25 protein-coding genes are annotated in these 25137 nt (G+C 70.3%); 17 read left to right on the top strand and 8 right to left on the bottom strand.

The genetic code is table 11. The annotated features are described in order from the left end of the window. Positions 1 to 12 precede the first annotated feature (12 nt). Positions 13 to 1311, top strand: a complete 1299-nt coding sequence (locus tag AB0O24_RS03685; RefSeq protein ID WP_363372631.1) for a hypothetical protein — start codon at positions 13 to 15, stop codon at positions 1309 to 1311. Positions 1312 to 1314: 3 nt separating this feature from the next. Next, positions 1315 to 1788 carry a hypothetical protein gene (locus AB0O24_RS03680; RefSeq protein WP_363372630.1) on the top strand — a complete coding sequence of 158 codons (474 nt, stop codon included), beginning with the start codon at positions 1315 to 1317 and terminating at the stop codon, positions 1786 to 1788. Positions 1789 to 1801: 13 nt separating this feature from the next. Here the strand turns inward: AB0O24_RS03680 and AB0O24_RS03675 are convergent, their stop codons facing one another. Continuing rightward, on the bottom strand, positions 1802 to 2440 hold the full coding sequence (locus AB0O24_RS03675; protein WP_307386996.1) for a VTT domain-containing protein: 639 nt from the start codon (positions 2438 to 2440) through the stop codon (positions 1802 to 1804). A 133-nt stretch (positions 2441 to 2573) separates the two neighbouring features. Between AB0O24_RS03675 and AB0O24_RS03670 the strand changes: the two genes are divergently transcribed. Next, complete coding sequence (locus tag AB0O24_RS03670; protein WP_363372628.1) at positions 2574 to 4538, top strand: glycosyltransferase; 1965 nt, start codon at positions 2574 to 2576, stop codon at positions 4536 to 4538. A gap of 140 nt (positions 4539 to 4678) precedes the next feature. Here AB0O24_RS03670 and AB0O24_RS03665 read toward each other — a convergent pair whose 3' ends face one another. Next, a complete protein-coding gene (locus AB0O24_RS03665; protein WP_275796397.1) occupies positions 4679 to 5962 on the bottom strand; it encodes a hypothetical protein in 1284 nt (427 codons plus the stop codon). Positions 5963 to 6266: 304 nt separating this feature from the next. Here AB0O24_RS03665 and AB0O24_RS03660 point away from each other — a divergent pair, with 304 nt between their 5' ends. The 3 genes from AB0O24_RS03660 (at position 6267) to AB0O24_RS03650 (ending at position 10484) form a co-directional block, all read left to right on the top strand. Next, the gene (locus AB0O24_RS03660; RefSeq protein WP_275796395.1) at positions 6267 to 8564 is read left to right on the top strand and encodes a polyribonucleotide nucleotidyltransferase; all 2298 of its coding nucleotides are present in this window, start codon (positions 6267 to 6269) and stop codon (positions 8562 to 8564) included. A gap of 201 nt (positions 8565 to 8765) precedes the next feature. Further along, positions 8766 to 9791, top strand: coding sequence for an aldo/keto reductase (locus AB0O24_RS03655; protein ID WP_275796393.1), 1026 nt, complete (start codon positions 8766 to 8768; stop codon positions 9789 to 9791). A gap of 90 nt (positions 9792 to 9881) precedes the next feature. Continuing rightward, the gene (locus AB0O24_RS03650) at positions 9882 to 10484 is read left to right on the top strand and encodes a histidine phosphatase family protein (RefSeq protein WP_058594935.1); all 603 of its coding nucleotides are present in this window, start codon (positions 9882 to 9884) and stop codon (positions 10482 to 10484) included. A gap of 40 nt (positions 10485 to 10524) precedes the next feature. On the opposite strand, the gene AB0O24_RS03645 is transcribed toward AB0O24_RS03650, so the two are convergent. Continuing rightward, positions 10525 to 11160, bottom strand: coding sequence for a class I SAM-dependent methyltransferase (locus AB0O24_RS03645; protein WP_363372625.1), 636 nt, complete (start codon positions 11158 to 11160; stop codon positions 10525 to 10527). 156 nt (positions 11161 to 11316) lie between these two features. Between AB0O24_RS03645 and dapB the strand changes: the two genes are divergently transcribed. Together dapB and AB0O24_RS03635 are read left to right on the top strand one after the other, a co-directional pair. After that, positions 11317 to 12129: a 4-hydroxy-tetrahydrodipicolinate reductase gene (gene dapB / locus AB0O24_RS03640; RefSeq protein WP_275796390.1), complete on the top strand. Its 813-nt coding sequence runs from the start codon at positions 11317 to 11319 to the stop codon at positions 12127 to 12129. Continuing rightward, positions 12126 to 12578, top strand: coding sequence for a hypothetical protein (locus AB0O24_RS03635; RefSeq protein WP_058613331.1), 453 nt, complete (start codon positions 12126 to 12128; stop codon positions 12576 to 12578). Before dapB ends, AB0O24_RS03635 begins: the two co-directional genes overlap by 4 nt. Before the next feature lie 10 nt (positions 12579 to 12588). On the opposite strand, the gene AB0O24_RS03630 is transcribed toward AB0O24_RS03635, so the two are convergent. The 4 genes from AB0O24_RS03630 to AB0O24_RS03615 all read right to left on the bottom strand — a co-directional run bounded on the left by AB0O24_RS03630 (position 12589) and on the right by AB0O24_RS03615 (position 14982). Next, complete coding sequence (locus AB0O24_RS03630) at positions 12589 to 13503, bottom strand: TIGR01777 family oxidoreductase (RefSeq protein ID WP_275796388.1); 915 nt, start codon at positions 13501 to 13503, stop codon at positions 12589 to 12591. Continuing rightward, complete coding sequence (locus tag AB0O24_RS03625; RefSeq protein ID WP_058594930.1) at positions 13496 to 13921, bottom strand: OsmC family peroxiredoxin; 426 nt, start codon at positions 13919 to 13921, stop codon at positions 13496 to 13498. The genes AB0O24_RS03630 and AB0O24_RS03625 overlap by 8 nt, the downstream gene beginning before the upstream one ends. A gap of 133 nt (positions 13922 to 14054) precedes the next feature. Then, on the bottom strand, positions 14055 to 14552 hold the full coding sequence (locus AB0O24_RS03620) for a DUF4395 domain-containing protein (protein WP_275796386.1): 498 nt from the start codon (positions 14550 to 14552) through the stop codon (positions 14055 to 14057). After that, positions 14545 to 14982 (bottom strand): thioredoxin family protein, encoded by a 438-nt coding sequence (locus AB0O24_RS03615; protein WP_058626618.1) that lies wholly within the window; start codon positions 14980 to 14982, stop codon positions 14545 to 14547. Before AB0O24_RS03615 ends, AB0O24_RS03620 begins: the two co-directional genes overlap by 8 nt. A 155-nt stretch (positions 14983 to 15137) precedes the next feature. On the opposite strand from AB0O24_RS03615, the gene AB0O24_RS03610 reads away from it, so the two are divergent. The 3 genes from AB0O24_RS03610 to AB0O24_RS03600 are packed head-to-tail and all read left to right on the top strand — an operon-like array spanning position 15138 to position 17195. Next, a complete protein-coding gene (locus tag AB0O24_RS03610; protein WP_275796383.1) occupies positions 15138 to 15947 on the top strand; it encodes a thymidylate synthase in 810 nt (269 codons plus the stop codon). Continuing rightward, positions 15944 to 16441: a dihydrofolate reductase gene (locus tag AB0O24_RS03605; protein WP_363372619.1), complete on the top strand. Its 498-nt coding sequence runs from the start codon at positions 15944 to 15946 to the stop codon at positions 16439 to 16441. Before AB0O24_RS03610 ends, AB0O24_RS03605 begins: the two co-directional genes overlap by 4 nt. Position 16442: 1 nt before the next feature. Next, positions 16443 to 17195, top strand: a complete 753-nt coding sequence (locus AB0O24_RS03600; RefSeq protein ID WP_275796379.1) for an SDR family NAD(P)-dependent oxidoreductase — start codon at positions 16443 to 16445, stop codon at positions 17193 to 17195. Positions 17196 to 17201: 6 nt separating this feature from the next. On the opposite strand, the gene AB0O24_RS03595 is transcribed toward AB0O24_RS03600, so the two are convergent. Continuing rightward, positions 17202 to 17738: an NUDIX hydrolase gene (locus AB0O24_RS03595; protein WP_275796377.1), complete on the bottom strand. Its 537-nt coding sequence runs from the start codon at positions 17736 to 17738 to the stop codon at positions 17202 to 17204. Between the two features lie 83 nt (positions 17739 to 17821). Here AB0O24_RS03595 and dapA point away from each other — a divergent pair, with 83 nt between their 5' ends. The 6 genes from dapA (at position 17822) to AB0O24_RS03565 (ending at position 25031) form a co-directional block, all read left to right on the top strand. After that, complete coding sequence (gene dapA, locus AB0O24_RS03590; protein WP_275796375.1) at positions 17822 to 18799, top strand: 4-hydroxy-tetrahydrodipicolinate synthase; 978 nt, start codon at positions 17822 to 17824, stop codon at positions 18797 to 18799. Positions 18800 to 18906: 107 nt separating this feature from the next. After that, entirely contained in the window at positions 18907 to 20583 is a 1677-nt protein-coding gene (locus AB0O24_RS03585; RefSeq protein WP_275796373.1) for a ribonuclease J, read from the top strand. 62 nt (positions 20584 to 20645) lie between these two features. Further along, a complete protein-coding gene (locus AB0O24_RS03580) occupies positions 20646 to 21137 on the top strand; it encodes a GNAT family N-acetyltransferase (RefSeq protein ID WP_275796371.1) in 492 nt (163 codons plus the stop codon). A gap of 50 nt (positions 21138 to 21187) precedes the next feature. Further along, entirely contained in the window at positions 21188 to 23920 is a 2733-nt protein-coding gene (locus tag AB0O24_RS03575; protein WP_363372615.1) for a DNA translocase FtsK, read from the top strand. Continuing rightward, positions 23920 to 24507, top strand: coding sequence for a CDP-diacylglycerol--glycerol-3-phosphate 3-phosphatidyltransferase (gene pgsA / locus AB0O24_RS03570; protein ID WP_363372613.1), 588 nt, complete (start codon positions 23920 to 23922; stop codon positions 24505 to 24507). Before AB0O24_RS03575 ends, pgsA begins: the two co-directional genes overlap by 1 nt. Further along, complete coding sequence (locus AB0O24_RS03565; protein ID WP_275796365.1) at positions 24504 to 25031, top strand: nicotinamide-nucleotide amidohydrolase family protein; 528 nt, start codon at positions 24504 to 24506, stop codon at positions 25029 to 25031. The genes pgsA and AB0O24_RS03565 overlap by 4 nt, the downstream gene beginning before the upstream one ends. The last annotated feature ends 106 nt before the right edge of the window (positions 25032 to 25137 follow it).

Below are 25137 nucleotides of genomic sequence, written 5' to 3'. Positions count from 1 at the left end.
TCCGCCCCCGCGTTGCCAGCCGGTGCCGCCGCCGAGGTCCGCGCGGCGCTCGACGGAGAGGTACCACTGCCGCCCAGCGTCCGCGCGGTGATCGCCGCGTGGCGCTCCGGTGCGCCGTTCGGCCTCGCGCTGACCGGCGACCCGCATCGCGCCGAGGAGGTCTTCCGTGCCCTGCGCCCGCACGCGGTGTGGGTCGCGCGCCACGCCGAGATCGACGAGCTTCCGCCGCGGAACCCCCGCGCGCTCGCCCTCTGCACCGATCCCGCCGCCCTGCCGCCCGCTGTCCTGCGTCGCTGCACGGCGGTCGTCGATATCGGCGCGGAGCCGGCGCGGGGGCGACGGCCCGCGGGGGAGAGCGAGACGCGGCTCTGGCTGCGCGTCGTCCGCGCGCTGGCCGCACACGGCGTGCACGACGGCGCCGTCGATGTCGCGGCGTGCACGCTGGCATCCGCTCTTGTCGAGACGGACGTGGAGGGCGATCGTGTCGCGCTGGTGAGGGCGTGGGTGGGCGAGCCGCGAGGGCGCGCATCCGCCGAGGGCGGGCGGCCGGAGGCGGGGGAGGCGGATCCTCTCGCAGGCGGGGATGACGAGGGGGACGAAGCGGCGGATGCCGTGGACGCGAGCGCGGCGGTCGAGAGCGACGTCGGCGACGCAGGCGACGCCGGCGACGCGGGTGACGAGGGGGATGGCGAGAACGTGGGCGGTGCGGCCGACGGGGCCGACGCGGGGGAGGGCCCCGGGGATCCCGCGGATTCCGGTTCTCCCGAGCGCGAGGCCGACGCGGGGGCCGACGCTCGCGCTGACGGCGACCGCGGAGGAGACGACGCGGACGCGCTGGAGCCGGCGTCCGAGGAGACCGTCTCGCCGTGGGACGATCGCCCGGCATCCGAGCTCGACGGGGGCGCGAGCCCCACACCGGCGGGCCCGGCCCCCGACGGTCCGACCGCGGAAGCGCCCGACGCGGGCTTCGCGATCGATGCAGAGCCCGACCCCGGCTCATCCCCTCGCGCCGTCGCTCTCGCCGCGCCGGAGGTCCTCGACGCCCTCGATCGTGCGAGCGTCCGCGCGGGCCGTCGCGCCCGCCGCGGACCGCACCGCGCGGGCGTCGGTCGGGGCCGCCCCGGCCGAGTCGTGGCACCCGAGCACGCGGGCGGGCGCATCGCGATGCTTCCCACGCTGCACCGCGCCCTGCGACGGCGCGCGATGACGGGGGCCGTCGAGGAGTTCGCCGTCACCCGCGACGATCTGCGCGGCCGGCTTCGCGCCGAGCCGACCGCCGCGCACACGGTCGTCGTTGTCGACGGGTCGTAGTCGATGGGCAGCGCCGGGGCTGCTCACGCGCGCCGCGTCGCCGACGTCGCTCTCGCGCACGTCTCCCACGATCGCGGAGAGGTGAGCGTCGTGCTCGCGGCCGGCTCGTGCGCCTCGGTCGTGCAGGAACGCACGCTCCGCGTTTCGCGCGCCCGCGCGGCCCTGCAGCGTGCCAGCGCCGGGGGAGGCGGCGGAACCCCGCTCGCGGATGCCGTGCGCCGTGCGCTCGACGAGTTGGGCGATGCCCCGCGCGAGCGCTGCCGACTGGTGATCGTCAGCGACGGGCAGGCCACCGTCGATCTCGCCGGGAGAGCCGATCCGCGCACGGCTGCTCGCGACCTGCGCGTTCAGCTCGATCGCGCCGCGTCGCGCACGGCGCGCTGCGTGTTCGTCCCGCTCGACGCACGCGGATACACCCCGCTGGAGCGTACGCTCGCGCCGTTCCGCGCCGCCGGCGTCGTGATCGCCGCCGATTGAGACGAGCCCGCGCTCACCCCGACGTCAGGTTCCCGGCATCCACCCTTCGCCGTTCTCCCCGCCGCTTCGCGCGCCGCGCCAGCACGAGGTCGATGCCGACGCCGATCCCCACCGCCACGACGATCGAGACGATGACCGCGACGACCGGTCCACCCGGCACGATCGCCGCGACCACCGCACCGATGACCGCCTGATACGCCGCCCACGCCAGCGCAGCCAGCGCCGCCACGCCGAGGTATCGCACCGGGTTGACCCGTGCCGCTCCCGCCGCGAGGTTGACGGCGAGACGGGCGAACGGCACGAATCGCGCGGTGAACAGCACCACGGCGGCGTTCCTTTCCAGCCGCGCCCGCGCCCAGTCGAGGGCAGCTCCCACGCGGGGTCCGCGCATCCACGCCCAGCGTTCCACCCCGACCGTCCGCCCCACGAGGTAGCACCCGGCGTCCCCGGCGAACGCGGCCGCTCCGGCGACGAGGATCACCCCGGCCAGCGGCGGCGTCCCGTGCGAGACGGCGAGAGCGCCGAAGGCGGTGACCGCCGCCTCGCCCGGGATCACCACCAGGAACGCATCGGCGAACACGAGAGCCGCCATGCCGAGCAGGGCCCAGGGGCTCGCCGCGATCGTCTGCAACCAGCCGTCGATCCCGTCCATTCGGTCACTCTCCGCCGTCGATCCAGACGCCCCGCCCACGCGCCGGTGACTCGCTGCGGAGCATTCGGTGAACATCGCGAACGTCGGGCGCGAAGCGCTCCCGAGACGCCGCGATGCGCCTCACCCTGGTCTCGTGAGAGTCGCGCTGCTGGCCGAGTCCTTCCTTCCGCACATGAACGGGGTCACCGGTTCCGTTCTGCACGTGCTGCGCCATCTCGCCGAGGCGGGGCACGAGACGCTGGTGATCGCTCCGAAGTCCGGCGACGTCACAGCCGATCTGCACGGCGCCCGCACCGAGCTGCTGCGGTCCGTCCCGCTGCCCTCGTACCCCGAGGTCCGCGTGGTGTTCGCGCGCGCGGCTCGCCTGGGGGCGCTGCTGCGTGACTTCGACCCCGACGTCGTGCACCTGGCATCCCCGTTCGTCCTCGGCTGGCAGGGGCTCGCCGCGGCCGACGCGCTGCGCATCCCCACCGTCGCCGTCTACCAGACCGACGTCGTCGCCTACGCGCAGAAGTACGGTCTCCCGCAGGCCACGGCGCTCGTCGAGGGGCACGTCACACGCTTGCACCGTCGCGCGACGCTCACGCTCGCCCCCTCGTCGGCGTCGATGCGACAGCTCGAGAGTCTCGGCGTCGACCGCCTGCGGCGATGGGGCAGGGGAGTGGATGCCACGCGCTTCGCGCCCGCCCACCGCGACGACGCGTGGCGGGCCGAGGTCGCGCCGAACGGTGAACGCATCGTCGGATACGTCGGTCGTCTCGCGCCCGAGAAGCAGGTCGACGACCTGAGGGCTCTCGCGGACCTGCCGAACACGCGCCTGGTGATCGTCGGCGACGGTCCCGCACGATCCTCGCTGCGCGAGGCGATTCCGGATGCCGTCTTCACCGGCCACCTGTCGGGCGAAACGCTCGCACGGGTGATGGCGGGCTTCGACGTGTTCGTTCACCCGGGGGAGAGCGAGACGTTCGGACAGACCATCCAGGAGGCTCTCGCGAGCGGCGTCCCCGTGGTGGCGACGGGCGTCGGCGGGCCTCTGGACCTCGTCCGCTCGAGCGTCGACGGGTGGCTGTACCGCCCGGGGGATCTGGACGATCTCCGCGCTCGCGTGGCCGACCTCGTCGGCGACGAAGCCAAGCGTCAGGCCTTCGCCCGTGCGGCGCGAGAGGCGGTCGCGGGGCGCACCTGGGCGGCGCTGACGAACGACCTCGTCGGGCACTACCGCGAAGCGCGCGAGCTCCGCGCGATCGACGACAACCTGCTCGTGCGCGGAGCCCGACGACCGGCTGCGGCCGTGGCATCCCGAACCCGGGGTCGGTGGACGCGCTTCGTCGCCCTGGGCGACTCGCTGACCGAGGGACTCTGCGACCAGTCGCGGATGCCGTCGGGCGCGTATCGCGGTTGGGCCGACCGCCTCGCCGAGCTGCTCGCGGGAACGAGCGAGGACGGACCGTTCCGGTACGCGAACCTCGCCGTGCGCAGTCGTCGCGTCCGCCATCTGATCGACGAGCAGGTGCCCGCGGCGCTGGCGATGAAGCCCGACCTGGTGTCGATCCTCATCGGAGCGAACGATCTCGTCGGCCCGCACCCGGTGATCCCCGCGATCGTCGCCGAGGTCGAGTCGGCCGTCCGCGCCGTGAGGCGAACGGGCGCGGACGTCCTCCTCGTCACGACCTTCCTGCCGCACCGCGCGGCCGCGCGGTTGTTCGCTCGGCGGTTCTCGACCTACAACGTCGAGCTCCGCCGCATCGCCGCCGAGCAGGGCGCGATCCTGCTCGATCTCGAGGCCGTGGCCGAACTCGGCGAGCTTCCGCTCTGGGCCGACGACCTCGTGCACCTGCGGTCGGCGGGGCACCGCCTCGTGGCGTACCGGGCGGCCGAGGCGCTCGGAGTGCCGGACGCGCGCGCCCTGCTCGGCCTCGACGAAGCCCTCCACGCCGACGACGAGCCCGCGCGCGGAGGGTGGATCACGCGCGATGCGCTGCCCTGGGTGTGGCGGCGCGTTCGCGGGCGCACGGCCGGTGACGGCCTGTCGGCGAAGCACTCCGGCTACGTCGAGCTCCCGACGCGCGGCGACCGGGAGCGCGCGCGGACGTCGTAGTTCGTCGGATGGCTTCGACGGGCTCAGCCACCTCGGGTCGAGCGTGCCATGCGGTGTGGGGGTTTCGGTGAGCCCGGCGGGCTGGTGTCAGGAAAGGTCCCTGAGCTCGTCGAAGGGACGGGCGCGGCTGCGGACGGGCCTCAGTACCAGCCGGTCTGCTCGGAGTGCCCCCACGCTCCGCACGGCGTCCCGTAGCGAGCGCTGATGTACGACAGACCCCACGCGATCTGGGTCGCCGCGTTCGTCCGCCAATCGGGACCCGCGGATGCCATCTTCTCGCCCGGGAGAGCCTGAGGGATGCCATAGGCACCACTCCACGGATTCAGGGCGTCGGCGCGCCAACCGGACTCGCGATTCCACAGCGACACGAGGCACGAGAACTGGTCGTCTCCCCATCCGTAGCCGTTGATCGCTCCTCGCGCGTAGTCACGTGCTTGGCCGGGGCTCATGATCGGGCCGGCCGGGGCCGTCGGGGGAGGAGTGGTGCCGCCGCCGCTTCCGCCGCCTGTGTTGCCGCCGCTTCCGCCGCCGGTGTTGCCGCCGCTTCCGTTGCCTCCGCTACCGCCGCCGTTCCCGCCGCCATTGTTGTTGCCGCCCCCGCCGGTGCCACCACCGCCGCCGCCCCCGGTGTTTCCACCGTTCCCGCTCCCGCCACCGGTGCTCCCGCCGCCGTTTCCGCCGGGCTCCTGCGCGTCCTGCTCGGCTTTCTCGCGCAGCCGCGCTTGGCGCTCCTGCTCGGCCGTCGTCCTACGCAGCTCCGCGAGTCGTGCGTAGAGGGCATCCAGCTGTGCCTGCGTCGCCGTGACCGTCTGCGCCTCGGCGTCGGCCTGCGTCTGTGCGGCTGCCGCCTCGGTGGCGGACTGCGCCGCGAGGCGCGCGGCCTCGGCCTGCGCCGCCTCTGCCTGCGCACGCAGCGAGGTGGCGACATCGGCCGCGCTCCGCGCTTCTCCCGCGTCCCGCGTGGTCAGCGTCGTGACGCGATCGAGAATTCCCAGGCGATCCAGCAACGAGTCAGGGTCCGCGCTCGTGAGCAGCTGCGCGACCAGTGGTCCGTTCCCCGTGGTGCGGTACAGGCGCGACGCGCTGGCTCCGGCACGCGCGTGGGCCGTGGCCATCGCGGCGTCGGCGGCCGAGCTCTGCGCCGCGAGGGCGGCGGCGCGTTCGGCGGTGGACTGCGCGAGCAGGCGGGTGCGCTCGGCTTCGGCAGAGGCGTCCAGCGCGCGACGGGATGCCTCGGCAGCAGACGCCTCGGCGGCGTCGAGTTCTTTCTTCACCTCGATGACGGCGGGGTCGCTGTCGTCGGCCGCGGCAGCCAGAACCCGCGCGGAGGACGGCGGGACCGCCCAGGCCGGCACCGGGGTGATCGCCGCGCCGATCAGCGCGCACGCGAGGAGCGTGTGACTGGTGCGACGGATGAGGCCCATGAGGCCACTGTATTCGCCGCGCCGTGTCGGAACCACCCGGAGTCCTGCGGCGCTGCTAGGCTCTTTCGGGGTGCCGTCTTGGCATCCGCTCAATTCCATATGAGCACACGGAGCAGGCCGGCAGACGCTGGTCCCCTGTGGTGGACTCCCCGTCGCGATCGCCGGGTGGTTTTCTACTGGTGGCCAGTCGCCGGGAATTCCGGGTCGATGAGTCGACGCGCCCTTTCTGCCTGTTCCTGCTCCTTCGCATGTCAGCTCGTCGCCCACACGGGGCGGCGAGCCTAAACAAAGAAGGAGGGACCTCTTGGAAGGTCCAGAAATCACCGCCGCCGAAGCCGTTCTCGACAACGGCCGGTTCGGCACCCGCACCATTCGCTTCGAGACCGGTCGCCTCGCTCAGCAGGCCCAGGGCGCCGTCGCCGCCTACCTCGACGAAGAGACCATGCTCCTGTCGGCCACCAGCGCCGGCAAGCACCCGCGTGAAGGCTTCGACTTCTTCCCGCTGACCGTCGACGTGGAAGAGCGGTCGTACGCCGCGGGCAAGATCCCCGGCTCGTTCTTCCGTCGCGAGGGTCGCCCCTCGACCGAGGCCATCCTCGTGTGCCGCCTCATCGACCGCCCGCTGCGTCCGTCGTTCGTCGACGGCCTCCGCAACGAGGTCCAGATCGTCGTCACCGTGCTCTCGATCGCTCCGGGCGAGTTCTATGACGCCCTCGCCATCAACGCGGCATCCATGTCGACCCAGATCTCGGGTCTGCCGTTCTCCGGCCCCATCGCCGGTGTGCGTCTCGCGCTCATCCCCGGCCACGGCGAGCACGCCGACCAGTGGGTCGCGTTCCCCAAGGCCGAGCAGCTCGAGGACGCCGTCTTCGACCTCATCGTCGCGGGCCGCGTGCTCGACGACGGCGACGTCGCCATCATGATGGTGGAGGCCGAAGCCACCGAGGGCAGCTGGAACCTCATCAAGGGCGGCGCGACCAAGCCGAACGAGCAGGTCGTCGCCGAGGGCCTCGAGGCCGCGAAGCCGTTCCTGCGTCAGCTCGTCGACGCGCAGAACGAGGTCGCCCGTACCGCGTCGAAGGAGATCCAGTCGTTCCCCGTCTTCCCGGCCTACAGCCAGGAGACCTACGACTTCGTCGCCGGTCGCGCCTACGACCGGCTGGTGCCGGTGTACCAGATCGCCGACAAGCAGGAGCGTCAGAACGCCGACGACGAGGTCAAGACCTCGGTCAAGGAGCAGCTCGTCGCCGCCGTCGAGGCGGGCGAGCTTCCCGCCGTGGCGACGCTCGAGTTCGCCGCCGCCTACAAGTCGGTCACCAAGACGATCGTGCGCGGCCGCATCCTCGCCGAGGGCGTCCGCATGGACGGCCGTGGCCTCGCCGACATCCGTCCGCTCGACGCCGAGGTGCAGGTCATCCCGCGCGTCCACGGCTCGGCGATCTTCCAGCGCGGCGAGACCCAGATCCTGGGTGTCACCACGCTGAACATGCTCAAGATGGAGCAGCAGATCGACTCGCTCTCGCCCATCACGAGCAAGCGCTACCTGCACCACTACAACTTCCCGCCCTACTCGACCGGTGAGACCGGCCGCGTCGGCAGCCCGAAGCGTCGCGAGATCGGCCACGGCTTCCTGGCCGAGCGCGCGCTCGTTCCGGTGCTCCCCAGCCGCGAGGAGTTCCCCTACGCGATCCGTCAGGTGTCCGAGGCTCTCGGCTCCAACGGCTCGACGTCGATGGGCTCGGTCTGCGCCTCGACCCTGTCGCTGCTGAACGCGGGTGTGCCCCTTCGCGCCCCCGTCGCCGGTATCGCCATGGGCCTGGTCACCGACGAGGTCGACGGCCAGACGCGCTACGCCGCGCTGACCGACATCCTCGGTGCCGAAGACGCCCTCGGTGACATGGACTTCAAGGTCGCCGGTACCAGCGAGTTCATCACGGCGATCCAGCTCGACACCAAGCTCGACGGCATCCCGTCGTCGGTACTCGCGGCCGCGCTGACCCAGGCGAAGGAGGCTCGTCTGACGATCCTCAACGTCCTGAACGCCGCGATCGACGCTCCCGACGAGATGGCGCCCACCGCGCCGCGCGTCATCAGCGTCCAGATCCCGGTCGACAAGATCGGTGAGCTCATCGGGCCCAAGGGCAAGACGATCAACTCCATCCAGGACGAGACCGGTGCCCAGATCTCGATCGAGGACGACGGCACCGTCTACATCGGCGCGACCGACGGCCCCTCGGCCGAGGCCGCCCGCGCCCAGGTGAACGCGATCGCCAACCCGACCAACCCCGAGGTGGGCGAGCAGTTCCTCGGAACCGTCGTCAAGATCGCGACCTTCGGCGCGTTCGTCTCGCTTCTCCCCGGCAAGGACGGCCTGCTGCACGTCAGCGAGGTCCGGAAGCTCGCCGGCGGCAAGCGCGTCGAGAACGTTGAAGACGTGCTCTCGGTCGGTCGCAAGATCCTCGTGCGCATCACGAAGATCGACGACCGCGGCAAGCTCTCGCTCGAGCCCGTGCTCGACGAGGAAGCCACCACGCCCGAGCCCGCCGACACGCAGAGCTCGGCCGCCGCGAGCGAGGGCCCCGAGGCTCCCGCCGAAGGCTGATCGACTCCTCTGAAGGATGCCCGTCCCGCGTCATGCGGGGCGGGCATCCGTGCGTTCGAGGCGAAGCGTTATTCAATGTTTATCGGAGCGGCGGGTGAATACGCGGCCTCTTCCTGGTGAGGCTCTACCCTCGAAGTACGCGTCGGGGGGCGTGGACGCCGTCGTACGGCGATCCCCCGACGCTTCGAGGGGGACCCCATCATGAGCGGCTCGGGCGTAGAGAACGTCCCGTCCGCGCGCCTTCGGCGCGACAGGCCGCCGCACCCCTCCGCTCCGGTCACCCTGCAGGGCCCGGGCCTCGGCTCACACGTGCGCGTTCCTCTCGGCGAGACCGGCTTCGACGTGTTCCCGCTGTTCCTCGGTGGCGGCGAGTTCGGGTGGAACGTCGACGCGCGATCGAGCCACGACATCCTCGACGCGTATGCCGAATTGGGCGGAAACGCTCTGCATACGGCCGACAGCTACGCGGCCGGGCGGAGCGAGTTCATCATCGGTGAGTGGATGCGGACCCGTCGCATGCGCGACGACGTCGTGCTCTCGGTGCGCGTCGGCCGCCACCCCGACAATCCCGGGCTGGACTCGGTCAACCTCGTGCGAGCCGTCGAAGGCTCGCTGCAGCGACTCGGCACCGACCGCATCGACGTGCTCTCTCTCGACGCCGCCCGTGGCGACGCCGCGATGCTGGAGGACACCCTCGCCACGAGTGAGTGGTTGGTCGAATCCGGAAAGGTGCGCGCGATCGGCGCGCACGGCTACACGGCCGCGCAGCTCGTCGAGGCCCGCATCCTCTCGTCGGCCGGGTATCCCCGCATCACGGTCCTCGACGTGCCGTACAACGTGCTGCGCCGCGACGAGTTCGACGGTGATCTCCGGCTCATCGCCGCGGCGCAGGGCATCGCGGTCACCCCCTCTCACCCCCTCGCGCACGGCTTCCTCGCGGGAGAGACCCGCACGCGCGACCAGCAGTCACGGTCGGTCCGCGGGTCCCAGCTCGCGATGCACCTCAACCGCCGAGGCTCGAAAGTGCTTCGAGCCCTGGATGCCGTGGGCACAGAGCTCGGTATCCCGGACGCGGCGGTGGCCCTCGCCTGGCTCCTCGCGCAGAAGATCGTCGTCGCCCCGATCGTGAACGCCTTCGCGCCACGCCACGTCGTGGAATGCATGCGCGCGGTGGGCGTGCGCCTCAGCCGCGCGCAGCTGTCCGACATCGCCCGCGCCGCCGAGTGACGGGCGCCCGACCGGGCGCCTCTTCCGAGCGTGACGTAGGGTGGGAGGTGTGCGGCGGGGGGCCGTGGGACTGACGACGAGGTGAGCTGAGTGACGCACTACATCTACCTGGTGCGCCACGGCGAGCATCAGGATGCCGAGCACGGCCTCGCCGACGGACCCCTGTCTCCGCGCGGTCAGCGCCAGGCTGCTCTGATCGCGGATCGACTGTCGGGGCTTCCTCTCGACGCCGTGTGGCACTCGCCCCTGGAGCGCGCCGCGCAGACCGCGCACGCCGTGGCCGAACGTCTTCCGTCCGTCTCGCCCGAGCCGTCGGCTCTGCTGTTCGACTGCGTGCCCACGGGCATGACGCCCGAGACCCCGGCCGCTTACGAGCCGTTCTTCGGTTCCGTCACCGAGGCCGAGATCGAGGCCGGTCGCGCGCAGATGGCGGATGCCACGGCCGAGTTCCTGGCCCGCAGGACCGGCGAGGTACACGAGCTGCTCATCACGCACAATTTCGTTATCTCGTGGTTCGTGCGCGAGGTGCTGCAGGCGCCCGACTGGCGATGGATGACCATCAATCAGGCGAACTGCGGCCTCACGGTGATCGCGCAGAAGAAGGGTCGCCCGTGGACGCTCCTCTCGCACAACGACCTCGCGCACCTGCCGGTCGAGCTTCGCACCGGGCTCGTCGACCCGCTCCCGGTCTGACCGGCTCCCGGTCTGCCCGGCTCCCGGTCTGCCCGCGACCTCAGCGGCGCCGCGCGAGGACGAGGCCCTGTGCGTGCTTCTCGCTGCCTCTCGCCGCGCGTTCGGCCACCGCGGTGACCTCGAATCCCGCCGCCGTCAGGGCGTCGGCGATCGCCGTCGGCTCGTGCAGGATCGCGGTCAGCGCGACGTCGTGGCCGTATGCGCGCTCGACCCGTCGTTCCCCGGTGCCGGACTGGAAGCCGACGAGAAGGACACCGCCCGGACCCAGCACGCGACGGGCCTCCCGGAAGATCCTCGCGACATCGTCGGCGTCGCTGTGGATGATGGCGTACCAGCACAGGATGCCGCGGACACCGGCATCCGGAAACGGCAGAGCCGTCAGCTCGGCGACCTCGATCGGCACGGCGGGGTGTGCCGCGCGCGCGTGCGACACCATGGCGGGGGAGAGGTCGACGCCCGCCACCGGCGCCACACCGAGCGCCCCGAGGTGGGTAAGCATGCGCCCGGTCCCGCACCCCGCGTCCACGACGACTTTCTCACCGGTCGGGAGGTCGGCGATGAACTGGGCGATCATTCCGAGATCGAGGGGTGCTTCCGCGCGGGTGTCGGGCAGAAGGTCGGCGTAGCTGTCGGCGACGACGTCATAGAAACGTCGGGTGCGGTCGGTGTCGCTCACTCCGCCATCATGCCGTGACCCGGGCGTGGGACCACGGCCCTCGGGTAAGCGCTTGAGCTACCGGGCGCCACGAGTGTGGGTATCGAGCACCTGAGCGCGCGGCGCGCCTGTGGACAACGTGGCGACCTGGTTCGCCGCGCCGCCTAGGGTGGAACCATGACGACGCGCGTGGCCATCGTGGGCGGAACCGGCAAGCTGGGCGGGGTGATCCGCGAGGTCGTGGACGCCGAGGACGGGTACGAGGTGTCGGCGGTACTCACGTCGAAGTCCGACATGAGCGAGCTCGACGGAGCCGACCTCGTCATCGACGCGTCGACCCCCGCGGTGTCGATCGACATCGTCCGCGCGGCGATCGAGCGGGGCATCAACGTGCTCGTGGGCACCTCGGGCTGGTCGAACGAGCGCATCGCCCTCGTCCGGCCTCTCGTGGATGCCAGTGGCACCGGGGCCGTCTTCATTCCCAACTTCTCGCTAGGTTCGGTCATCGGAACAGCGTTGGCCGCTGCCGCTGCGCCGTTCTTCCCCTCGATCGAGATCATCGAGGCCCACCGCGAGACGAAGGTGGATTCCCCCAGCGGCACCGCGGTGCGCACGGCCGAGCTCATCGCCGCCGCCCGCGCCGAGGTCGGCCCCGTCGAGTCCCCGCACGTCGACCAGCGTGCTCGCGGTCAGCGGGTGGCATCCGTGCCCATCCACTCGCTGCGTCGCCCGGGAGTGATCGCCCGTCAAGAGACGGTGCTGTCCGGCCCCGGTGAGTCGCTCACGATCGTGCACGACACGATCGACCCGGCAACCGCCTATGCCCCGGGGATCCGAATCGCGCTCGCGGCCGCCCGTGAGGCGACGGGCGTCGTGATCGGTCTCGACAGCTTCATCGACATCGGCGTGCGCACGCGACCGGTTCCTGCCGAGGCGCCCATCGCCGACGGCGACGTTTCGGGCCAGGTGGCGGGCGCGACGAGCGCATGAGAGTCCGCCTCGCCGTCGCTCTGATGACGGTGTTGCTCCTGCTCTACGTCTTCCTCGCGGGGCAGCGCGCGATCGTCCTGCTGGCAAGCGGAGAGCCGATCGGCGTGACGATGGGCGTGGCTCTGATCGTGCTGCCGCTCCTCGCCCTGTGGGCCATCGGCCGTGAGCTGTGGTTCGGTGTGCGGGCGCAACGGCTGGGGGAGCGGTTGGATGCCGAGGGCGGGCTCCCCGACGAAGACCTTCCGGTCCGCCCCAGCGGGCGCATCGAGCGCGAAGACGGCGACGCGCTCTTCCCGCGGTATCGCGCCGATGTGGAAGCGCATCCCGATGACTGGCGAGCGCGATACCGTCTCGGCCTCGCCTACGACGCCGCGGGTGACCGTCGTCGGGCCCGTGAGGCGATCCGCACGGCGATCCGGCTCGAGAGCGCGGAGCGCCGCGCGGTCTGAGGCGCGTCGATCAGTTCGGTGCCGGAACGGCGGAGGCCACAGCCTCTTCGACCGTGCGGTGCGTGAAGGCGAAGCCGCTGTCCTCGAGGACTCGAGGCCGCACGTCGGCGTCGGTCAGGAGCAGCGCCTCCGTCGCATCCGAGCCCAGCGCGAGCCTGACGCCCCAGATCGGGGCGCGCAGCACGTAGGGGCGGTTCATACGGCGAGCGAGGGCGAAGCCCAGGTCGTTCGCCGTCGCCCGCGTCGGTCCCGTGAGATTGACCGGTCCGTCGATGTCGGAGTCGATGACGTGTCGGATGGCGCGTACCTCGTCGTCGAGCGTGATCCAGGGCCACACCTGCGTTCCACGGCCGATGGGACCCGCCGCGCCGAGCTTCGTCAGAAGCAGCAACGGCTTGAGGACACCCTGCTCATGGACGATCGGAGCCGTGCGGAGCAGGGCGACGCGTGCGCGGCTGCCGGCGTCGCGCGCAGCGGCCTCCCAGTCGATGCAGATGTCGACGAGGAAGCCCTCTCCGTGCGGGGAGTCCTCGGTGAGAAGCGCTCCGGGCTGCGATCCGTAGAAGCCCGTCGCACTGGCGTTGATGAGGGCGGGAGCGTCTTCGCCGAGCGCGCGGATCGCGGTGGCGAGGGTGCGCGTCGGGGTGATGCGCGACCACAGCAGCGTGCTCTTGTAGGACGGCGTCCAGGGGAAATGACCGATCGAGGCGCCGTTGAGGCAGACCACGGCGTCGGCTCCGGCGAGGACATCGGGGTCCAGGGGAGCGGGATCCTGCAACCACTGCACCTCGTGTGCGGCGCGGGGCTCGTGCCGAACGAGTGAGGTCACCTCGACGCCGTCAGCGCGGAGCGAGTCCGCGAGAGCTTTGCCGATGAGGCCCGACGCGCCGGCGAGGACGACGCGTCGGGCCGGAGTCTCAGGCAAGCGTCGCCTCGAGGGTGATGTCGATGCCGGCGAGCGCCTGCGACACGGGGCAGTTCGCCTTGGCGTCGTTGGCGATCTTCTCGAACGTCGCGGCGTCGAGGCCGGGGACGACGGCGTTGACATTCAGGTGGCTGCCGGTGATGCCGGTGCCGGGCTTGAAGGTGACGGACGCGGTCGCGTCGACCGACTCGGGCGGGGTGCCGTTCTCGGCCAGCGCGTTCGACAGCGCCATGCTGAAGCACGCGGAGTGCGCTCCGGCGAGGAGTTCCTCGGGCGTGGTGACCGAGTTCGAACCCTCGCTGCGCGCCTTCCAGTTGACGTCGAACGTGCCGATGCCCGAGGAGGTGAACGTGACCTCACCCGATCCCTCGAACAGGCTGCCCTTCCAGGCGGTGGCGGCTTCGCTCGTGACGGCCATGGGAACCTCCGTGGTGTCTGCGCGGTTCGCGACCGCGACGTGGTGTCCGCGGTCCGGGTGACCGCGACGCGGCCAGCCTAACGAGGGCGACCGACACCGTTCAGGTCTTGACAGCCCATCCCTAGCGAACCGATCACGCGGATGCCGGACCCCGACGCCCCACGATCCCCGCCCGCTGCAGCACGAGGTAGAGCTGGCATCCGAGGCACAGTCCGAAGACGGCGTTGAGGAACGCGGCGACGAACGCCATGGCGGCGGCGATGGGGAGCGCCCACGGCACGCCCGCGAGGTGGAGGATCAGTCCGACCGCCGTGACGAAGAGTCCGACGCCCTGGGCGAAGCGCGGTGGTCGCGGGTCTTCGAACTCGGTGGGCGGCGCGAGTCGCGGCTGAACGACCTTGCGGTAGAGGACGCCCCAGGGAGCGGTCCGCGGGGAGGCCACGCCCCAGACGAAGAGGAGCGCGACGACGAGGATCACCAGGAAGCCCGGATCGGTCGCGCGGTCCAGGGTCGCCTCGGGCCCCGTCGAGACGCCGAGCAGACTCAGCAGCGTGCCGACGAGGAGGAGCACGGCGGTGATGGATGCCGCGAAGCGCGGTCCGCGGGCATCGATGCGGGCGGGTTCAGCCATGGGCGTTCTCTTTCGTGAGGAGGTCGAGTTCGCGTTCGACGTCGGCGCGTGCCGGCGGACCCCCGAAACGACGGACGGTCTGCCCCGACGCGTCGACGAGGAGGGTCGTCGGTGTCTGCAGGACGCGGAATCGCTTCGCGAGATCCGGGCGGTGGGTCAGATCGACGTCGATGTGGCGCACTCCCGAGCGATCGTCCGCCACGGCGGAGAGCATGCGGTGCACACCGGGGCAGCGCGTGCACATCTCGGTGCTGAACTGCACCAGGGTGGCCGCCTCACCGAGGGGGCCCGCCTCGAGCACGCGAGGGTCGATCGTTTCGCCCGAGTCGACCGAGCGCGCTCGCCCCTGTCCACGACGCCACACCAGGCCCAGCACGACGGTGGCCGCGAGCAGAGCGGCGACGATCACGAGTGCGAGAGCGAGGTCCACGGTCGACAACGCTAGCCGCCGTATCCGACGTCGGGGCCGATGAGTCGGAACGTGACGCCGCCACCTCTCCTCCCCAGCCGAACCGGACCGCGAACCGTCCACGCGACCGCTCCCTGGATGCCGGTGGGGAACGCATCGCGGGTATCGTGAGGGCCGTGACCGCCGACATCCCCACCCCGTACGAAGACCTGCTGCGCGACGTGCTCGAGACGGGCACGCACAAGTCGGATCGCACCGGCACCGGCACCACGAGCGTCTTCGGTCGACAGATCCGCTTCGACCTCGCCGAGGGCTTCCCCCTCATCACGACCAAGCGCGTCCACCTCAAGTCGATCGTGTACGAGCTGCTGTGGTTCCTGCGCGGAGAATCCAATGTCGGGTGGCTGAAGGACAACGGCGTCACCATCTGGGACGAGTGGGCCGACGCCGACGGCGAGCTCGGACCGGTCTACGGGGTGCAGTGGCGTTCCTGGCCGACGGCCGACGGGGGGACGATCGACCAGATCGCCCAGGTGATCGAGCAGATCCGTCGTGATCCCGACTCGCGGCGCCTGATCGTCTCGGCGTGGAACCCCGCCGACATCCCCGAGATGGCGCTCGCCCCGTGCCACGCGCTCTTCCAGTTCTATGTCGCCGACGGCAAGCTGTCGTGCCAGCTCTACCAGCGCAGCGCCGACATGTTCCTCGGCGTCCCCTTCAACATCGCCTCCTACGCGCTCCTGACGCTGATGGTCGCGCAGCAGACCGGTCTCGAGCCCGGGGAGTTCGTCTGGACCGGCGGCGATTGCCACGTGTACGACAACCATCGGGAGCAGGTGCGGGAGCAGCTCACGCGCGAGCCGTACCCGTACCCGACGCTGCGCTTCGCCCGGACCCCCGAGTCGGTTTTCGACTACACCTACGACGACATCGTCGTCGACGACTACCAGCACCACCCGGCCATCCGCGGGGCCGTCGCGGTATGACCTCCGTTGGGCTCGTCTGGGCCGAGGCCCACGGCGGTGTCATCGGTGCCGACGGCGGAATGCCCTGGCACGTTCCCGAAGACCTCGCGCACTTCCGCGCCGTGACCGGGTCGTCCGACGTCATCATGGGGCGGCGCACGTGGGAGTCGCTCCCACCGCGCTTCCGCCCTCTGCCCGGGCGACGCAACATCGTCGTGACGCGATCCGACACCTGGGGCGGAGGGGCCGAGAAGGCCGCCTCCCTCGACGAGGCGCTCGCCCTCGCCGGGAGCGACGAGGTCTGGGTGATCGGCGGCGGGCGGCTCTACGCCGAGGCCATCGATCGCGCTGACGTCGTCGAGGTGACCCGTCTCGACGTCTCCGTCGACGGTGACACCTTCGCGCCGTCGATCGATGGCTGGCGTCGCGACGCCGCCGACCCCGAAGACGGATGGCACCTCTCGAAGGGCGGCATCCGGTACCGCTTCGAGACGTATCGTCGACCGGAGGCCTGACATGCCCACCGCCCTCATCACGGGAGCAAGCTCCGGACTCGGGGCGGAGTTCGCCCGCCAGCTCGCGGGGCGCGGAGCGGACCTGGTTCTCGTGGCGCGTGACCGGACGGCTCTGGAGGGGCTCTCGGCCGAGATCAGGGGCCGTCTCGACGTCCGCGTCGAGGTTCTCGTCGCGGACCTCCTCGAGGCCGACGCGCTCGCCGCCGTCGAGGACCGCCTGGCCGACGGCGTCGACGTGCTCGTCAACAACGCGGGTTTCGGCCTCGACCTCGCCTTCGAGAAGAACCCCGTCGATGACGAGGTGCGACATCTGCGGCTTCACGTCGAGGCTGCGCTGCGTCTCACGCACGCAGCTCTCGGCCCCATGCTGGCGCGGGGGAGCGGGCGTATCGTCAACGTCGCGTCGGTCGCCGGTTTCGTACCGCGCGGAACCTACGGCGCGGTGAAGGGGTGGCTCATCTCGTTCAGCCGGTGGGCGAACGTCGTGTACGGACCGCGGGGCGTCACGGTCACCGCCGTGTGCCCGGGCTTCGTCCACACGAACTTCCACGAGCGACTCGGCCTACCGCCGGGACAGGAAGGGGTCGCCCCCGGCCTCTGGCTCGATGCCGAGACGGTCGTGCGCGAGGGCTTGCGAGACGCGGCCCGCGGTGGCGCGGTGTCGATTCCCTCCTGGCGCTACAAAGTCATCGTCGCGGCGTCACGACTGCTGCCCGATTCGGTGGTCGTGCGCGCGGCGGCGCGAGGCCGCTGAGTACCGCTAGCGGAATCGCCCCAGCCGGATTCCGGCGAAAGCGAGCGCCGCGATGGTCTCGCCGTCGGTGATCTCGCCGTCGGCGACGAGCGTCAGCGCCTCCGCGAAAGGAACCCATCGCACCGCGTCGATGCCTTCCTCGTGCTGCGAGGCAGCGGCATCCGTCATCGAGAGCCCCCGCGCGAGGTAGACGTGCTCGGGCGCGTCCGCGATGCCGTTGAGCGCGTTCATCCGCCCCAGGTGCTGCCAGTCGGATGCCACGACCCCGGTCTCTTCGAGCAGCTCGCGCTGAGCGGCGACGAGGGGATCCTCTCCGTCGGACCCTCCCGCCGGGACCTCGATCGAACGGCCCGTCGTGTAGCGCTCGAGCTCCACCAGGCAGACGCGTTCCTCGTCGTCGAGCGCGATGACGAAGACGGCGGGGTGCTGCATCCGGACGACGCCGTAGATGCCGTCGCCGTGCGGGCCGGTGACCTGGTCCTCGCGCACGTGGATCCAGGGGTTCTCGTAGACGGTGCGGGTCGCGCGGGTGGTCCAGCTCATTCCGCCACCCTAGGCTCCGGGGCCGTCACGTATTGTTCACCAGTGCCACGAGGTGGACCCCGTCGAACCGATACCCTGGGAGCATGACGCACTCCGGCAATCCCTTCGGTCAGGTGCTCGTCGCGCTCATCACCCCGATGACCGCCGACGGCGAAGTCGATTGGCCCGCCACCGAGAAGCACATCGACGACGTCATCAGCGCGGGAGCCGACGGCATCGTCGTCACCGGCACCACGGGTGAGACCTCGACCCTCACCGACCCCGAGAAGCTGCGTCTGGTGGAGGTCGGCAAGAGCGTCTCGGCCGGACGCGCCAAGATCATCACGGGCGGCGGCTCGAACGAGACCGCGCACGCGATCGAGCTCTACAAAGCGAGCGAGAAGGCCGGCGCCGACGGCATCATGATCGTCACGCCGTACTACAACAAGCCCACGCAGGCCGGCATCCTGACGCACTTCCGCCTCGTCGCCGACGCGACCGATCTGCCGGTCATCCTCTACGACATCCCCGGCCGCACGGGTGTGCCCATCAAGTACGAGACGATCCTCCGTCTCGCCAAGCACCCGAACATCCTCGCCATCAAAGACGCCAAGGGCGACTTCAGCGAGGTCAGCCGGGTCCTGAACCAGACCGACCTCATGTACTTCTCCGGCGACGACGCGAACGTGCTCCCGCACCTCTCGATCGGTGCGAGCGGCCTCATCGGTGTGACGGCGAACATCACCGCCACGCCCTACCGGACGATCGTGGATGCCGTGAACGCGGGCGATCTCGCGTCGGCCACCGCCGCGCACCAGAGCCTCGAACCGCTCGTCCGCGCCGTGATGACGCACGTTCCCGGCACGGTCGCGGCGAAGTACATCCTGCACGGCCTCGGCCGCATCGGCAGCCCGCGCGTGCGCCTTCCCCTCGTCGGCCCCGAAGAGTGGGAAGCCGCCGTCATCGAAGACGAACTGGCCCTCGTGAAGAACGTGGCCGGCGCCGACTTCTCCAACTTCCGCCCTGACCGCAACGCGGCCGCCGGCGGTGCCCTGCCGAAGGTGCACGGCACGACGCGATAGACATCGGCGTCCGCCGATCCGCGGCTGGGGACGTGACAAGAAGGATGCCGCCGGCCGGCATCCGAAAAGAAGAGGGATGCCACGCGGTGGCATCCGAGGAGGCACATATGCCCACGACCGTTTACGATCCGCCGGAGCTCGCCCCCGGCACACTCCGCGTCTTCCCGCTCGGCGGACTCGGCGAGGTCGGACGCAACATGACGGTGTTCGAGTACGAGGGCAAACTCCTCGTCGTGGACTGCGGCGTGCTGTTCCCCGAGGAGCACCAGCCCGGCGTCGACCTGATCCTGCCGGACTTCGAGCCCATCAAGCACCGACTCGACGACATCGTCGGCGTCGTGCTCACGCACGGCCACGAAGACCACATCGGCGCGGTCCCGTACCTGCTGAAGTTGAAGGCCGACATCCCCCTCATCGGCTCGGGACTCACGCTCGCCCTGATCGAGGCGAAGCTCAAGGAGCACCGCATCCGGCCGTTCACGCTGACGGTGGAGGAGGGCCAGCGCGAACAGGTGGGTCCCTTCGACCTCGAGTTCATCGCGGTGAACCACTCGATCCCGGATGCCTTGGCCGTCGCGATCCGCACGCCCGCGGGCCTCGCGCTGGCCACCGGCGACTTCAAGATGGACCAGCTGCCGCTCGACGGCCGCATCACCGACCTGCGCGCGTTTGCCCGCCTCGGCGAAGAGGGCGTCGATCTCTTCCTGGTCGACTCCACGAACGCCGACGTGCCCGGCTTCACCCCGACGGAGCGGGGCATCGGCCCCGTGCTCGACCAGGTGATCGCCAAGGCGCCTCGCCGCGTGGTCGTGGCGAGCTTCTCCAGCCACGTGCACCGCGTGCAGCAGGTGCTTGACGCCGCGCACGCCAACGGTCGTCGCGTCGCGCTGCTCGGGCGCAGCATGGTGCGCAACATGGGCATCGCCGCCGATCTCGGCTACCTGAACGTCCCCGACGGCGTGCTCATCGACTACAAGAAGGCTCGCGACCTTCCCGACGACAGAATCGTCTACATGTCGACCGGTTCGCAGGGCGAGCCGATGGCGGTGCTCAGCCGCATGGCCAACCTCGACCACGCGATCGAGCCGGGCGAGGGCGACACGATCATCCTGGCATCCAGCCAGATCCCCGGAAACGAGAACGCGATCTACCGCGTGATCGACGGCCTCACCAAGCTCGGTGCGACCGTGGTGCACAAGGGCAACGCCAAGGTGCACGTGTCGGGTCACGCCGCCGCGGGCGAGCTGCTGTACTGCTACAACATCCTCCAGCCCAAGAACGTGCTGCCCGTGCACGGCGAGTACCGGCATCTGATGGCCAACGCGAAGCTGGCCCAGGAGACCGGGATCCCCGAACAGAACACGATCCTCGGTGAGAACGGGACAGTCGTCGACCTGCGCGACGGCGTCGCGACGGTCGTCGGTCAGCTCGACATCGGTTTCGTCTACGTGGACGGGTCGTCGGTGGGTGCCATCACGGATGCCGATCTCAAGGACCGTCGCATCCTCGGTGAAGAGGGCTTCATCTCGGTGATCGTGGTCGTCGACTCGGCAACCGGCAAGATCGTGTCCGGACCCGACATCCACGCGCGTGGCGTCGCCGAGAACGACTCGGTCTTCGAGAGCGTCAAGCCCAAGATCGCGGCGGCCCTCACCGAGGCCGCGCAGTCCGGCGTGCGTGACAACCACGCCCTGTCGCAGGTCGTGCGCCGTACCATCGGGCGTTGGGTGAATCAGTCGTTGCGTCGGCGCCCCATGATCGTGCCGCTGATCATCGAGGCCTGATCCCCTCCGGAGCGTCACGGGTTCGCCCGTGGCGCTCCGTCGTTCCCCGCTATCATGCGGGCATGCCCGCTCTCCCGATCCGCGCGGCGCTCCCATCCGACGGCGCCTTCCTCGCCGACATGACGGTCGAGGCTGCGACCTGGCGCGCCGGCGCGGTGCGCCCGCGTCACGAGATCCTGAGCAGCGCCGAGTACCGCCGATACATCGCGGGATGGCTGCGACCCGGCGACGCCGGTTTCGTCGCCGAATCGCCGGGAGGCGAACCCATCGGAGCCGCGTGGTACCGCATGCTGCCGCGCGACGAGCCCGGCTTCGGCTGGGTCGGAACCGGTGTACCTGAGCTCATCATCGGCGTGCGGCCGGTCTGGCGCGCGCACGGGGTCGGACGCGCTCTCCTTCAGCGGCTCGTCGACCACGCGCGGGCGCAGGGGTACGCCCGTATCAGCCTCAGCGTCGAGCGCGACAACTACGCCGTCTCGCTGTATCGGTCCGAGGGATTCGCCGTGGTGCGCAAAGGAATCGGGCGTGACGTCATGGTGAAGCGACTGCGCTGAAGCCCGCGTCGGTACGCCCGAATGTCGGTGGTCCCGCCTACCGTGGAACCATGGCTCGTACCTCGTCCCCCTCCGGCGGTCGCGCCCCCGCGAAGGGGACGCCGCGATCCAAAGCCGCGGCGCCCGCGGCCAAGCGCTCGGCGCCCGCGCCAAAGCGCTATGTCGATGAGCCCGAGAAGCCGTCCATCGTCGTGCGCGCCTGGATGGCGGTCGCCCACGGCGTGGGAGGGATGTTCCGGGCCTTCGGCTTCGAGAACCTCGAGCGCGATCAGCGGCGCGACGGTTTCCCGTTCTTCCTGGTGGTGCTCGCTGCGCTCGGCGCGGTGGTCGAGTGGTTCTTCATCGGTACGGATGCGGCAGCTCTCATCAGCGCCTACAGCTTCGGCATGCTCTTCGGACGAGTTGCTTTTGTGCTTCCCGTTCTGTTGTTGCTGCTCGCGGGCTGGCTGTTTCGGCATCCCTCATCGGTCCATGACAACGGCCGCGTAGGAATAGGATTCGGGCTCTTCGTCATCGTTCTCGCCGGGTTCTGCCACGTCGCGGGCGGGCGTCCCGCGCCAAGCAACGGCGGGCCGCCTGTCCTGAGCCCCGCGGGCGGCATTGCCGGGTGGATCGTGGGTGAACCCCTCGCACTGCTCCTAACGGAAGTTGGGGCATTCATCGCGCTGTCGCTGCTCGCGGTGTTGAGTGTGTTGATCCTGACCAAGACGCCGCCGAACCGCATCGGACGCCGCCTCGGCGAGCTTTACGCCTGGCTGTTCGGAGCAGAGCGGGCAGAACTCGAGGCGCGCGACGGTACGGCCACGACAAAGGCGCTCCCCGCTGATGACTCCGACGACGAGCCGGTCGAGAAGTCACTGCCCTGGTGGCGTCGGAACAAGTCCGGTCGCGAAGAAGACGTCGACGGGTCCCTTGGCTCCGACGACCTCACCGAGCTGCTCACCCCGGGAACGCCGCAAGGGGGCTTCGAATCGCCCGTCGTCGCTCCGGAGCAGGTCACCGCGCCCGTACGTCCGCCGTCGCCGCCTGTCCCCACCCCCGACGCCCTGACGGAGGTCTTTGACGCCGCCACTCTGGCGAAGGCGGCGAGTGGCCGCGGTCTTCACGACGATTCGCCCGTCGACGATCTCCCCGACGACGACATGCCCGGCATCTCGGGACTCGGGGGCGACAACGCCGGTGCTCCACCGTCGGCCAACTACCGGCTGCCTGCCGTCACCGCCCTTGCCACGGGCACACCCCCCAAGGCCCGTTCCGCTGCCAATGACGCCGTCGTGAAGGCGATCGAGAGCGTCATGGAGCAGTTCAAGGTCGACGCGCGGGTGACCGGCTTCTCGCGTGGTCCGACCGTGACGCAGTACGAGATCGAGGTCGGTCCGGGTGTCAAGGTCGAACGCATCACGGCGCTGACCAACAACATCGCCTACGCGGTCGCCTCCAACGAGGTGCGCATCCTCGCGCCGATCCCCGGCAAGAGCGCGATCGGTGTCGAGATTCCCAACGCGGATCGCGAGATCGTGACGCTCGGCGACATCCTGCGCTCCGATGCGGCGACCTTGTCGACGCACCCGATGACGATCGGCGTCGGCAAGGACGTCGGTGGTGGCTTCGTCGTCGCGAACCTCGCGAAGATGCCCCACCTTCTCGTCGCGGGGTCCACCGGCTCGGGAAAGTCGAGCTTCGTCAACTCGATGATCACGAGCCTGCTCATGCGGGCGAAGCCGTCGGACGTGCGCATGGTGCTCATCGACCCGAAGCGCGTGGAGCTCACCTCCTATGCCGGTGTTCCGCACCTCATCACCCCGATCATCACGAACCCCAAGAAGGCCGCCGAGGCTCTCCAATGGGTCGTGAAAGAGATGGACATGCGGTACGACGACCTCGCGTCGTTCGGATTCCGCCACATCGACGACTTCAACAAGGCGGTCGTCGCCGGCGAGATCCAGCTGCCCGCGGGGAGCGAGCGCGTTCTCAAGCCCTACCCCTACCTGCTGGTCGTCGTCGACGAGCTCGCGGACCTCATGATGGTCGCGCCGCGCGACGTCGAGGATTCGATCGTCCGCATCACTCAGCTCGCCCGAGCCAGTGGCATCCACCTCGTCCTGGCGACCCAGCGTCCTTCCGTCGACGTCGTGACGGGTCTGATCAAGGCCAACGTCCCCTCGCGACTCGCGTTCGCGGTGACCAGCGTCACCGACTCCCGCGTCATCCTCGATCAGCCCGGCGCGGATCGTCTCATCGGCCAGGGCGACGGGCTCTTCCTACCGATGGGGGCGTCGAAGGCGCTGCGCGTGCAGGGGGCATGGGTCAGTGAACAGGAGATCGAGAAGGTCGTCGCTCACGTCACCCAGCAGGCGCGCCCGGAGTATCGCTCCGATGTCCAGGCTGCGGCCGAGAAGAAGGAGATCGATGCCGACATCGGCGACGACCTCGAACTCCTGCTCGCGGCGGCCGAGCTTGTCGTCTCGACCCAGTTCGGCTCGACGTCGATGCTCCAGCGAAAGCTCCGCGTCGGATTCGCGAAAGCGGGCCGGCTGATGGACCTTCTCGAATCGCGCGAGATCGTCGGGCCGTCCGAAGGATCGAAGGCCCGAGACGTTCTCGTGACGAATGAGCAGCTCCCCGCGGTTCTCGCGCGTCTGCGAGGCGACGAGGCTCCCGAGCCCGCGGCATCCGACGATCGCTACGGATCCGACCCGATCGAAGCCCAGTTCGAGGGTGTTCCGGTGGCCGACGACGATGAGGGGTCGGAAGACGCCTGGCAGCTGACGGGCCGCGACTGATGGCCGTTCACCCGCAGCTGCCGAACGCGATCACGATCGCGCGCATCCTGTGCGCACCGGTCTTCCTGTGGATGCTTCTCGCAGACGGCGGGGCGGGCGGGGCGCTGCGCTGGGCGGCCGGCATCGTCTTCATCGTCGCGATCGCCACGGATGGGATCGACGGGTACATCGCCCGCAAGTACGACATCGTCAGCGACCTCGGCAAGCTCCTCGACCCGATCGCCGACAAGGCGCTCACGGGCGTGGCGTTCGTGGGACTCTCGATCCTCGGAGAGCTGGACTGGTGGGTCACCATCGTCGTCCTCGTCCGCGAGGTGGGAATCACGGTCTACCGCTTCATGGTCGTCAGCGACCACGTGCTCGCGGCGGCGTGGATGGGCAAGCTCAAGACCGTGGCTCAGGCCGTTGCGATCTCGATCGCGCTCCTTCCCTTCGCCAGCCTCTCGGATGCCGCGGCCTGGCGCTCCACCGTGTGGTGGGCCGGAGTGGTGACGATGACGGTCGCGGTGATCCTCACGATCGCCTCCGGGATCGACTACGTCGTGACGGAGGTTCGAGCAGCGCGCACAGCACGGAGGTCGCGATGAGCCACGGCATCCCCGAGGACTTCGACGAGACGCTGATCACGGATCCGCGGGGAAGCGCTGCGTTGCTGCTCGAGCGCCTCGCCGAGCTCGGCTGGACCATCGCGGTCGCGGAGTCGCTCACGGGTGGGCTCGTCGTGTCGTCACTCGTCGACGTCCCCGGGGCGTCGCGTGTGGTACGCGGGGGAGTCGTGGCGTACGCGACTGACGTGAAACAGAGCGTTCTCGGGGTCGATGCGGCGCTTCTCGACGCGCACGGCGCCGTGCATCCTCGCGTCGCCCGGCAGATGGCGCGCGGCGTCCGAGACGTTCTGGGGCGCGACGGGGTGCCCGCCGACGTCGGAGTGGCGACGACCGGAGTAGCGGGTCCTGAGACGCAGGACGGTCACGTGGTGGGCACGGTGCACATCGGCGTCTCGACCCCGCTGGGGACCAGCGTCGACTCCCTCGTCATCGCGGGGGATCGGGATCGGATCCGTCGAGAAGCCGCCCGAATCGCGGTGCGGCGTACGCTCGCGGCCCTCTGACCGCGCCGAGCGGGAACAAATGATGACAGAGATGGGTTTTGATCAGCGATTCCCATCCACTGCCCAGCGCGCGGCATTAGGGTGACCACATGGTGTTGTACGGTTG

Origin of the sequence: Microbacterium sp. NPDC086615 (assembly GCF_040686055.1) — a bacterium.
Classification (GTDB): domain Bacteria; phylum Actinomycetota; class Actinomycetes; order Actinomycetales; family Microbacteriaceae; genus Microbacterium.
This window is presented reverse-complemented; position numbering and strand designations above follow the sequence as displayed.